Source organism: Paenibacillus piscarius, assembly GCF_022234545.1.
In the GTDB taxonomy this organism is placed as follows: Bacteria; Bacillota; Bacilli; order Paenibacillales; family Paenibacillaceae; genus Paenibacillus_AQ; species Paenibacillus_AQ piscarius.
In genome coordinates this window covers 383,621-394,662 of sequence record NZ_JAIEUI010000004.1, presented here as the reverse complement: position 1 = coordinate 394,662, position 11,042 = coordinate 383,621, and the positions used below count along the sequence as shown (strand labels likewise).

At 56.5% G+C, this 11,042-nt stretch carries 10 protein-coding genes and 1 riboswitch; all 10 genes read left to right on the top strand.

The features are described 5' to 3' along the window. Window positions 1-6 precede the first annotated feature (6 nt). Window positions 7-110, top strand: a riboswitch (purine riboswitch). Window positions 111-280: 170 nt separating this feature from the next. Then, on the top strand, window positions 281-886 hold the full coding sequence (locus K1558_RS09980) for a xanthine phosphoribosyltransferase (protein ID WP_238651407.1): 606 nt from the start codon (window positions 281-283) through the stop codon (window positions 884-886). After that, window positions 880-2,193: a nucleobase:cation symporter-2 family protein gene (locus K1558_RS09975; protein ID WP_238651406.1), complete on the top strand. Its 1,314-nt coding sequence runs from the start codon at window positions 880-882 to the stop codon at window positions 2,191-2,193. The genes K1558_RS09980 and K1558_RS09975 overlap by 7 nt, the downstream gene beginning before the upstream one ends. Before the next feature lie 137 nt (window positions 2,194-2,330). Beyond that, the gene (locus K1558_RS09970) at window positions 2,331-5,399 is read left to right on the top strand and encodes an ATP-binding protein (RefSeq protein ID WP_238651405.1); all 3,069 of its coding nucleotides are present in this window, start codon (window positions 2,331-2,333) and stop codon (window positions 5,397-5,399) included. Between the two features lie 39 nt (window positions 5,400-5,438). Next, complete coding sequence (locus K1558_RS09965) at window positions 5,439-6,593, top strand: response regulator (RefSeq protein WP_238651404.1); 1,155 nt, start codon at window positions 5,439-5,441, stop codon at window positions 6,591-6,593. 165 nt (window positions 6,594-6,758) lie between these two features. Next, window positions 6,759-6,977 carry a hypothetical protein gene (locus tag K1558_RS09960; RefSeq protein ID WP_238651501.1) on the top strand — a complete coding sequence of 73 codons (219 nt, stop codon included), beginning with the start codon at window positions 6,759-6,761 and terminating at the stop codon, window positions 6,975-6,977. Window positions 6,978-7,005: 28 nt separating this feature from the next. Further along, on the top strand, window positions 7,006-7,698 hold the full coding sequence (locus K1558_RS09955) for a hypothetical protein (protein ID WP_238651403.1): 693 nt from the start codon (window positions 7,006-7,008) through the stop codon (window positions 7,696-7,698). Next, window positions 7,695-8,918: a glutathionylspermidine synthase family protein gene (locus tag K1558_RS09950; protein WP_238651402.1), complete on the top strand. Its 1,224-nt coding sequence runs from the start codon at window positions 7,695-7,697 to the stop codon at window positions 8,916-8,918. Before K1558_RS09955 ends, K1558_RS09950 begins: the two co-directional genes overlap by 4 nt. Further along, window positions 8,905-9,558, top strand: a complete 654-nt coding sequence (locus tag K1558_RS09945) for a hypothetical protein (RefSeq protein ID WP_238651401.1) — start codon at window positions 8,905-8,907, stop codon at window positions 9,556-9,558. Before K1558_RS09950 ends, K1558_RS09945 begins: the two co-directional genes overlap by 14 nt. Next, on the top strand, window positions 9,555-9,947 hold the full coding sequence (locus tag K1558_RS09940) for a DUF350 domain-containing protein (protein WP_238651400.1): 393 nt from the start codon (window positions 9,555-9,557) through the stop codon (window positions 9,945-9,947). The genes K1558_RS09945 and K1558_RS09940 overlap by 4 nt, the downstream gene beginning before the upstream one ends. Before the next feature lie 38 nt (window positions 9,948-9,985). Continuing rightward, on the top strand, window positions 9,986-11,002 hold the full coding sequence (locus K1558_RS09935) for a potassium channel family protein (RefSeq protein ID WP_238651398.1): 1,017 nt from the start codon (window positions 9,986-9,988) through the stop codon (window positions 11,000-11,002). Window positions 11,003-11,042 lie beyond the last annotated feature (40 nt).

The window sequence follows — 11,042 nt, the reverse complement described above, 5'->3', positions numbered from 1 at the left end:
GTTTTCAAAACAGGCATTATATTAACTCATATAATCTTGGGAATATGGCCCATAAGTTTCTACCGGATAACCACTGTAATTATCCGACTATGAGTGAAATAGCGCATCTAGGGTTCCGTTTCTTGAGCTGAAGCTCACAGAAGGACTGGTCCAAGCGATGCGGACACATACATTTGTGTTACACCACTAAGGGACAAAAACCCAGAAGGACAGATTCACTTGAGAGAAACGCTCAAGGGATCTGTCTTTTTTGATTTCACAAGAAGGAAGGACGGCTGTAATGAAGGTATTGGAGGAACGCATCAGGCAAGAGGGGTTAATTCTGTCAGACACCGTACTGAAGGTAGACTCATTTCTGAACCATCAGGTCGATACGGAGCTGGCGCTGCAGATCGGGCAGGAATTCGCCAGGATCTTCGGGGACCGGGCGGTGACGAAGGTGCTGACGGTGGAGGCGAGCGGCATCCAGTTCGCCATGGCGGCGGGAATTGCGCTGGGAGTACCGTTTATTTACGCCAAGAAGAAGAAGGCGGTCACTCTGGCGGAGGAAGTGTACTCGGCAGCGGTCCATTCGTTCACCCGGCAGGAGGACTACAAGATCAGCATCTCGCAGAAGTACTTGGGACCGGAAGATAAGGTACTGATTGTCGATGACTTCCTGGCTACCGGAGCTGCGCTTGTAGGACTGTGCGATATCGTAGCGGAATCCGGTGCAGAGCTGCTGGGGGTCGGATGTGTGATTGAGAAAAGCTTCCAGGAAGGGCGCAGTCTGCTGGAGCAGCGCGGCATCCCTGTACATTCCCTGGCGCGGATTGCCTCCATGTCGCCGGGCGAGATTCATTTCATAGATCAAGAAGAACGGACTAAGGAGAGTGCAGGATGTTAAGCAAGCAGAAGGTATTTGCCCTCGGGCTGCAGCATGTGCTGGCAATGTATGCCGGAGCGGTTATCGTACCGCTGGTGGTTGGAGGGGCTTTGAACTTAAGCGGTGCGCAGATGGCGTACCTGATTGCTGCGGATCTGTTCACATGCGGGCTCGCTACCCTGCTGCAGGTTATGGGCAGCAAGTATTTCGGCAGCGGGCTGCCTGTGGTCCTCGGCTGTACCTTCACCGCCGTCAGCCCGATTATCGCCATTGCTTCAGGTTCTAATCTGGCAACAGCCTACGGTGCGATTATAATCTCCGGCTTGTTCGTCGTGCTGGCCGCGCCGGTGTACGGGAAGCTGCTGAAGTTCTTCCCGACCGTTGTCACAGGATCGGTAGTAACTATTATCGGCCTCTCGCTGATTCCGGTCGCAATGAATAATGTGGCCGGCGGCCAGGGCAGCGCTGACTTCGGACAGCCCCGTAACCTGCTGCTTGCACTGATCACACTGCTGGTGATCCTGGCTGTGAACCGGCTGACCACCGGCTTCCTGCGCTCCGTTTCGGTGCTGGTCGGCCTCGTGGCTGGCACAGCCATCGGCTACTTCATGGGCATCGTACATTTCTCTACGGTGACTACAGCCTCCTGGGTCAGCGTTGCCCAGCCGTTCTACTTCGGCTGGCCGCAGTTCAGCGTTACAGCCATCTTCACAATGATTATCGTTAATATTGTATCCATGGTGGAATCGACAGGCGTCTATTTTGCAGTAGGCAAAGCGACAGATCAGAAGGTAGAGCAGAAGCAGATCGTGAACGGCCTGCGCTCTGAAGGGCTTGCCATTATGCTCGGCGGCCTGTTCAATGCCTTTCCGTATACCGCTTTCTCCCAGAATGTCGGCTTGCTGTCGCTGACGCGGGTGAAGACGCGCAATGTCATTTTTGCCGCAGGCGGGATTATGGTTGTGCTCGGGCTGCTGCCCAAGCTGGCCGCACTGACTACCGTGGTGCCGAACGCGGTGTTGGGCGGGGCGATGATTGTCATGTTCGGCTCCGTCGCCGCCTCCGGGATGTCGATTCTGGCGGATGTGGACCTGCGTAAGGACGGCAACCTGCTGATTGCCGCCTGCAGTATTGCCGTGGGCCTCGGCTCGGCCGTGCTTCCGTCCATGTTCGACCAGCTGCCGGAATTCGCCCGGATGCTGCTGCAGAACGGAATCGTATCCGGGTCGCTGACCGCGATTATTCTGAATATCTGCCTGACGAGGAGCCAGGAGCATACCGCTGTTGCCGCTGGTACTGCCGGGGCTGCGGCTCCGGAAGCCAAGTAAAATATTCCATGCTCTTAAAATCTAATCAGATGCCCAGCCGATTCCGAAATATAGGAATCGGCTTTTTTTGACGTCAGCAAACTGTTCCTAATGTATAATTTATACAATGACAACTAGAAAGGAATGGCAGAGGATCTATGAGAAAGTATTGGCTGAGTATTCTCGGCAGTCTGGTGCTGGTGCTAATTGTTCCGCTCATTCTGGTGCTCCAGTCGCTGCATCCGCGGGAAACGACCATGCCGCAGGCCCGGCAGGGCTTCATCGATCTGCGGACCTGGGACTTCCAGCGTGACGGTGTCGTGAGGCTGAACGGCGAATGGGAGATGTACCGCGGGGCCCTGCTCTCGCCCGAGGATTTCCTGCCCGGGGACGGGGAGTGGTCCGCTCCGGCCGTATCTGCAATTGCCCGGGTTCCCGGGAAATGGAATGAGGACCTGGCCGGGCAAGACAAGCCCGCAGCCCAAGGATACGCTACATACCGCCTTCAGGCCAGAATTACCGCAGGAGAAGCTGTGGTCTATGGCCTGCGCACCAGCAACATCCGCAGTGCCAGCAGAGTCTTCCTGAACGGGCAGGAGCTCGGCAGCAGCGGTACACCGGCCGCCTCCGCTTCCCAGGGAAGGCAGAACAATGCTCCCTTTATGGGCTTCGCTTCGGTAACCGGGGATACGATGGAGATCATCGTGCAGGTAGCTAATTACAGCTATTCCTCAGGAGGCATCGTTCAGCCGATTGTCATTGGTGACCAGGCTTCAATCCTGAAGCACAGGGAGCTTGCCCTGTTCGTGGACGGAGCCTCGCTCATCGGCTTCTTCGTGCTCGCCTTATTCCTGCTCATGTTCTCCAGGGTCAGGGAGAGCCGGGGGGTTACACTCTATCTGGGCCTGTTCTGTATCGCGGCCTTTGTCTACGTTCTGACGCACGGCGAGAAGCTCATCACCTGGGCGCTGCCCGGCTTCCCCTATGAGGTTATCCTTAAGCTGCAATTAGCCTCATCCACGCTGGTCTACTATTATCTGCTGCACTATGTCGCCAACTCTGTGAATTATCCTATATCGATGGCAGTAATCAAGGCCTCCAGGCTAATTACGGCACTGCTGCTGCTGATTGCCGTCTTCGTACCGGCTTATCTGTTCAGCTACCTGGAAGGCCTGCTGCTGACCTGGGGCTCTGTAAGTATCGGCTTCGTCCTCTACACGATGGTGCAGGGCACCCGGAAGAATACCAGGAATATGTTCCTCATGATGGTCAGCATTGAGAGTCTCAGCGTCGTCATTATCTATTATCTGATCAGCTTCATGGGTCTGAACTTAAGCTACTTCATCATCTCCTATGAGATTGTCCTGTTCGGATTCATTCAGGCGATTGTGATGACCCGTAAGTACTCGTCCTCCTTCCTGGAGGTAGAGCAGCTGTCCCGCCGCCTGCTGACGCTGGACGGCCTGAAGGATGACTTCATCTCCGATACCTCCAAGGAGCTGCGCGCACCGCTGCAGGGTATTGTCAACCTGGCCAAGGTGCTGGTCCAGGGTACGGCGGGCTCCGTCAGCAGCGCCCAGAGTGAGCAGCTGCTCACCATTGTCTCAACCGGCAAGCGGCTGACCGCTCTGATCCATGATATGTCGGACTTCGCGAAGCTGAATCACGGCTCTCTCTCCCTGCGCCGGCAGGCGGTTGACCTGCGGATGTCGGCCTCCTCCATCATGGAGGTGACCCGCCAGATCTATGGGAACAGCCAGCTGGAATTCCGGCTGAATCTGCCCGGGGAGCTTCCGCTGCTGGAGACGGATGAGCAGCGTCTGGCGCAGATTCTGCATAATTTACTCGCAAATGCGGTGAATTATACCCCACGGGGCGTGATAACCCTGTCCGCTGAGGTTATAGAAGAGTATGTTGCCATTATTATAACGGACACCGGCCAGGGCATAGCCCCGGAGCGGCTGCGCTGCATATTTGATGCCTATGATCCGGTCGGCCCCGCAGCGAACAAGGTCTACAGGGAGAACGGGCTTGGGCTTAGCATTACCCAGAAGCTGGTGGAGCTGACCGGCGGGGAGATTGAGGCGCACTCGGTGGTGGGCCACGGCTCCGTCTTCCGCTTCACTCAGCCTATCCTGCGGCGGAGCCATGCGCTGCAGGCCGAATTCCCGGAATCAGCCGGATGGGAGACCGCCGCCGCGCTTCAGCTTCCTGAAGATTCACCGGAGCCGCTGACAGACGATTGCTGCACCATTCTGGTCGTGGATAATGATCCGGTCAATCTTCGTGTGCTGACCGGAGTGCTGCAGCTGGAGAGCCACACGGTTATAACCGCCAGCAGCGGGGTGGAGGCGGTTGATATTATCCAGCAGCATCCTGAGCTTGATCTGGTTATTGCTGACTGGGTGATGCCGGAGTTGCCCGGGCTGCTGCTCTGCAAAACGATCCGCGAACGCTTCGCCTTGTCGGAGCTGCCGATTCTGGTACTGATGGCCAGCAGCCGCCCTGATGATATTCTGGCCGCCTTCGAGGCGGGGGCGAATGATTATCTGAGTAAGCCGGTGGAGCTGCGCGAGTTCAAAGCGCGCGTGCAGACCCTGCTGGATATGCGTAAGTCGATCCGTGCCTCTGTTCAGGCGGAAATTGCTTTTCTGCAGGCCCAAATTAAGCCTCATTTCTTGTATAATGCTCTTAATGCCATTATTTCGGTATGTCCTGAGGACCCGGAAAAGGCAACGGAGCTGCTGCTGGACCTCAGCCAGTATCTGCGCAGCAGCTTCGACTTCCAGAACCGGGGACAGACGGTTCCGATCGATAAGGAGCTGGGGCTGGTCCAGTCTTACCTGGCGCTGGAGCAGGCACGGTTCGATGAACGGCTTCATATCGAATATGATGTGCCGGACGATATTATGGGGATGGTTCCGCCGCTGAGCATCCAGCCGATTGTCGAGAATGCCGTGAATCACGGCCTGATGCAGAAGGAGGCCGGCGGCACCGTGCAGCTGTCTGTGGAGCTGCTGCCCGGCAGCATTCGAGTAGCCGTTCAGGATAACGGGGTCGGCATGACGCCGGAGCGGATTGCCGAGGTGCTGTCGGAGGAACGGAAGGAGGGCGGCATCGGCCTGCGGAATATTCAGCGCCGCCTGCACAGAATGTACGGAACGGGCCTGACGATTGACAGTGTGCCCGGCCGGGGAACATCCATATCTTATATCATTCCCAGATAGCAGAATTCAAGAACAGGCAACAGGAGGTGAGTCCTTGCGATGAGAGCAATACTGATCGATGATGAGAAGCCTGCGCTGCAGCATCTGGAGCGCCTGCTCCTGAAGGATGGGCGCCTTGAGATCAGCGGAAAATACACCTCGGCGCGGACCGGGATTGCGCATCTGGAGCGGGAGCAGGCCGATATCGTCTTCCTGGATATCGGCATGCCGGAAATGAACGGGCTGGAGGCCGGAGAGTATATTGCCGGTCTTAACAGCAATACCCGGATCGTTTATATTACAGCCTATAGCGAGTATGCGATTGAGGCGTTTGAATTAAATGCGGTTGATTACCTGCTGAAGCCGGTAACCTCCCAGCGGCTGAGCAAGACGCTGGAGCGGCTGGAGCCCCGTGCCGTACCGACTGCGGCTGATGCTGAGGCTGCGCCATCCCTGCCGCCCCCGCCAGAGGCTGAATCGGCCGGGAAGCAGCTGTCGATCCTCTGCTTCAAGCGGCTGGAGTTCGTGGACAGCACACAGCCGGGACGCAAGATGCAGTGGCGGACGAGCAAGGCGCAGGAGGTATTCGCCCTGCTGCTGCATAACCGCGGCCAGTGGATTCTGAAGGATACGATCGTTGATCTCGTCTGGCCGGATTTCAAGCCGGAGAAGGCAGTTACGAATCTGCATACCACTGTGTATCATATCCGCAAGCTGCTGAAGGCATGGGAGATGGACATTCTGGTTGAATTCTCACAGGAGCGGTACAGGCTGACCAAGGAGCAGGTCATGCTTGATGTGGAAGAGTTCGAGCAGGGGTATTCCGGTACGCCTGTGGAATCGGAAGCGGAATGGCTGAGCCGCGAGAGCATCCTGCAGCTGTACCGGGGAGATTATCTGGACGAGCATCATTATGACTGGGCCGAGATCCGGCGCAAGGAGCTGCAGGTGCGGTATATCCGTATGGCAGTGCATTCTGCTGAATACGAATTAGCCTCCGGACGGCCGCGGCAGGCGCTGGAGCGGCTGCTGGACCTGCAGTCCGCAGATCCGTATTCGGACCAGATCTGCAGGCTGATACTGCGGAGCTACGCTGACCTGGGGGATTTCATCGGATTCAGGACACACTACGATAAATACAAGGAATTGCTGGAACGGGACTTAGGCATACGTCCGGACCAGGTTATGGACAGCTGGGTACAGCGGGTACTGTGAAGCGGAGCTGTCCCTTTCGTGATTTCCGATTGCTAAACGCACCGGTCCGGCATAGAATTTAGTTGATCTGAAGAGAGAATCTTCCAGGGAGCGAAACCTGGAACGATGCGGTCTAAGCAGCGTATCAGAAGCATACGAGTGTTCAAAGAGGAGATGGGGATGGAAATGGATAACGGCATGAGAGTCATCCTGTTCGAGAAGCAGCCGGAGGGCAGTCTGAACCGGATTGAGGAGCGCGTCTGGAGTATGAATATGATTACAGCTCTGGAGCATGTGAATTATATTGTGGTGGGCGGCCGTGAATTCGAGACAGTTGAAGGCAGACTGAATGTGGATGAAGGGACGCTGGAGCTGCTGCTGGTTCCGATGCGTACAGAAGAATAGCATGAATATGAGGGAAGGAGGGCCCAAGTTGGCCAAAGACGAAGAGAATGCTAAAGAATCCCCGGTAAGCCGGCTGTTCACCCCGGACGGCAAGCCGGTCCGCGTGTTGTCCACCTCGCTCGGGATTGCCCTGCTGGCCAATGCGTTATTTGTTCCCGGAGGCGCCGGGGCCAGCGGAGGCAGCGCTGAGGAGCCGAAGCTGGTCTCGTGGTCTACCGAGGAAGTGAAGGCGTATTTCGACAAGAATGTGGACTGGAATATTCCATACCCGGATGAGAGCCAGCAGGAGACCATTCAGGAGGGCCAGGGAGCTGTAACCTCAGGCGGCACAACGGTCATCAACAATTACGGCGGATACAGCTCCGGCTTCGGTTGGGATGATGTGCTGCTGTATCACATGCTGTTCAATAACGGCTCCTACTACTCTTCACGCGGCTGGTACAATGACCGGCCTACTTATTATGGAGGCACACGGACTACCTATAAACCGCCAACCTACAACAGCGGACGGTTTCAGAACAAGCCCGTTGCAGGCTCGGTAGTGAAGCCGAAGACCTCCACCTCATCCACCGGTTCCATCACGAGAAGGAACAAATCCTCCAAATCGGGCGGCATCGGCGGCACCTCCAGCGGACTGGGCTCCAGCAAGTCCAAGTCGGGTTCCGGCATAAGCTCCGGCAAAAGCTCCAGCAGATCCGGCAAGAGCGGTTTCGGCGGATGAGCCAGGCAGAGAGCGTATTCGAATATATCGACCAGTCAGCACTGGAGCGGGAGCCGCGTGTCCGGCAGCTGCATGAGCTGGGCTTCACGTGGGCCGATCTGGAGGAGGAGGAATACTGGCTGGATGCAGTCGCGGTCATGCGGCGCAAGACCTACGAGGAGCTGAAGGAAGCCTCAACCCGGCTCTGGATGATCCTGGATAAGGCTGTGCGCTACATCCACCACCGGCAAGACCTGTATGATCTGCTGGGCATTCCTCCGGTCCTGTGGCAGATGCTTGAAGATTGCCCGCTGCCGGAGCCCGGGAAGATCAGCCGGTATGCGCGGTTTGATTTTGCCGTTGCCGGTGACGGGACCATTAAGCTGCTGGAGCTGAACGCAGATACGCCGACCGGATATGTGGAAGCCTCCATTGCTACACCGTGGATTTGTGAGCAGGCGGGGGTGGGCAGCGCGAACGGGGCGATGAAGCAGCAGCTTGCTGCCGCCTGGAGTGTGGAGCGGCCCGACACCGTAGCCTGTATCGATTATGGCAGCCACGAGGAGGACAGCGGGACGATTGAGGCGCTTGCCGCCCATAGCGGACTTGATGTCCGCTGCGTGGATTGCCTGGATCTGTGGATTGACGAGGGAGTTGTCAAGGATGCAGAGGGACGGGGGATTGAGCGGATGTTTGCCCTGTACCCGAAGGAATGGATGTCGGTGGATGAAGGCGGTGACGCGCTGGCCTATGCCGTTGAGACCGGGAAGCTGCAGCTGTTCAACGGGCCGCACAGCATTATTCTCCAGTCGAAGGGGCTGATTGCAGCGGTCTGGGGTATGTATGAGCTTGGCCTGCTGTTCAGTGAAGAGGAGCGGCAGACAATCGCCCGTTATATCCTGCCAACCTATAATAAGGCGGTATTCTCCGAGAGCTTTGTATCCAAGTCCGTATTCGGCCGCGAGGGCGGTTCTGTGCGGATCTATAGCGACAGCGGGGAGCTGGAAATCGAGGATGAAGCAGGCTATGACAGCAGCGAGCTGTTCCCGGTGGTCTACCAGAAGCGGGCAGACATGGCCCGGATTATGACACCCGAAGGAGAGCTGCATCTGCTGACCGGCATGTTCGTCATCAACGGGGAGCCCTGCGGGCTGCTCGGCCGGGCCGGCGGGCCGATTACAGGCAATGCCAGCCATTTTATCGCGCTAGGAGTGAGGGGGCTTGAAGATGTTCAAGAGTAGTAAGGGGCATGCTCCCGGAGGGGGAAGCCGGGGCGGGCTGCTGACCGCCATGCTGCTGCTGGCAGTTCTGCTGCTGAGTGCATGTTCAGCGGACAGCAACAGTGTGTTTCATACCGGGACGGATACGACAGAGAGTGTATCACGGGTTCCGTGGGACTACCGGGTGGTGGAAGGCAAGGTCGGGGATCTCGTCGGCAGCGATATGACCATTCTGCCGGATAATGAGCTGCTTCCCAACGACGGGAACTATGCCACAGGGGATACCGTCTGGACGCTCCAGTTCATGGATGCCGAGCTGACTACTGATGCCGACCAGAAGAATGAGGTCAAGCTGTCCAGCTGGACTACGCTGAAATCCTATGCCGACCAGAAGACGGCAGCGGAGGATCTGGCGAATCTGAAGGTCTCCATCACAACGGATGTCGATCTGGTCGGCGTCTACAAAACACAGTATCAGAACAAAACCAGAAATTTCGCCGTCATCGAGCTGCCCTCCGGCAACCGGGTGAAGCAGCCGATTGACGACAAGCGTTACACTCTGCTAGAGAAGCAGAAAACGGTCTCCGTAGTGCTGGAGGAAGTACATGATTTTGCCGACTATGATTCGGCTTATGCGAAATTTCGGGGGTGGGCTAAATGACGATTGCAATTAATCTGGTTGTCAGTATTCTGACCATTGTGCTGCTTCAGGTGATCGGTATGGTGGTCTTCACACTGATGACCCCATTTAAGGACATGGAGGAGCTGAAGAAGGGGAATGTGGCGGTAGCTTTGGCTTTTGGCGGCAAATTCCTTGCTACGGCGATTATCCTTGGTGTAGCAGCGTATACAAACACCTCGATCTGGTTCATGATGCTGTGGTTCGCTGTCGGGTATGTCTGCCTGATTGCCTCTTACTGGCTGTTCGAGCTGTTCACACCCGGGTTCCGGATCTCAGAGCAATTGCAGAAGGCGAATGTCGCTGTCGGCCTTACGCTCTGCCTGGTGTTCATCGGAACCGCCTTTGCTGTCAGCAGTCTGATTATCTAACAGGAGAGGCTTCAATAACCTGAAGGCAGGGATGAGCTTTGCACTTTCTGATCCGGTTGTCCGGCAAGCTGCTGCATTTGAGGAAGAAATCTATAGCGCTGGTCATTCTGGCATTTATTCTTCTGAGCGCGACGACCGCCTATTTGCTGGAGCCTGATACGTTCCACAGCTGGTTCAACGCCTTGTACTGGGTCATGACCACGATGGCTACGGTCGGCTATGGCGACTACTTTGCCACTACGTCCACGGGCAAAATATTTACGATGTTCCTGTACATTTTCGGGATTGGACTGCTCAGTCTGGTCATTGGCAAGATTATTGATGCCATGGGAGAAATGCAGCGCAGGAGAGGAGCCGGAACGTTGACCTTTCACGGGCATAATCATGTAGTGCTGATTAACTGGAACCGCAAGACGAAGGCGGCAGTCGATGAGATTCTGTGTTATGACAAGGGATGCGGGATCGTGATTATCGATGAGAACGGGCGTCATCCGCTGGAGGAGCTGGAGCAGGTCCACTTCATCAGCGGGGATGCCGCAAGTGACGAAATCCTGCTGAAGGCGAATATCGGGAGCGCGAGGGCGGCGATTGTGTTCAGCGATACCCGAATCGATGAGGCTTCGCTAAGTGACGGCAAGACACTGCTGATTGCGTCCAGCATTGAGCGGATCGCCCCGCAGGTACATACTACGGTGGAGATTATGCAGGAGAAGAATATTCAGAACTTCAAGCATGTGCAGGTGAACGAGTTCGTGCTCTCGCATGATGCCATCTCCCGGCTGGCGGTCCGGTCGGCCCTCCAGGAGGGGAACGCCGAGGTCATTCACCAGCTGCTCAGCCGGGAGCACGGCGACGATATCTATGAGATTCCCCGAAGCAGCGGCTGGGGCACCTATGGGGATGCGTTTCAGGACCTGCTCCGGCAGGGGGCAACCCTGCTGTCCGACCGCGGTGATCTCGGCATTAACCGCAAGCTGGACCAGCGGATTCCGGCGGACGCGAGACTCTATATTGTGGCCGATGAGGAGACGTACCGGAGAATAATCCAGAGTTAGAGAAAATAAATATACGACGCACGGAGCTGTTCCGGTCTTG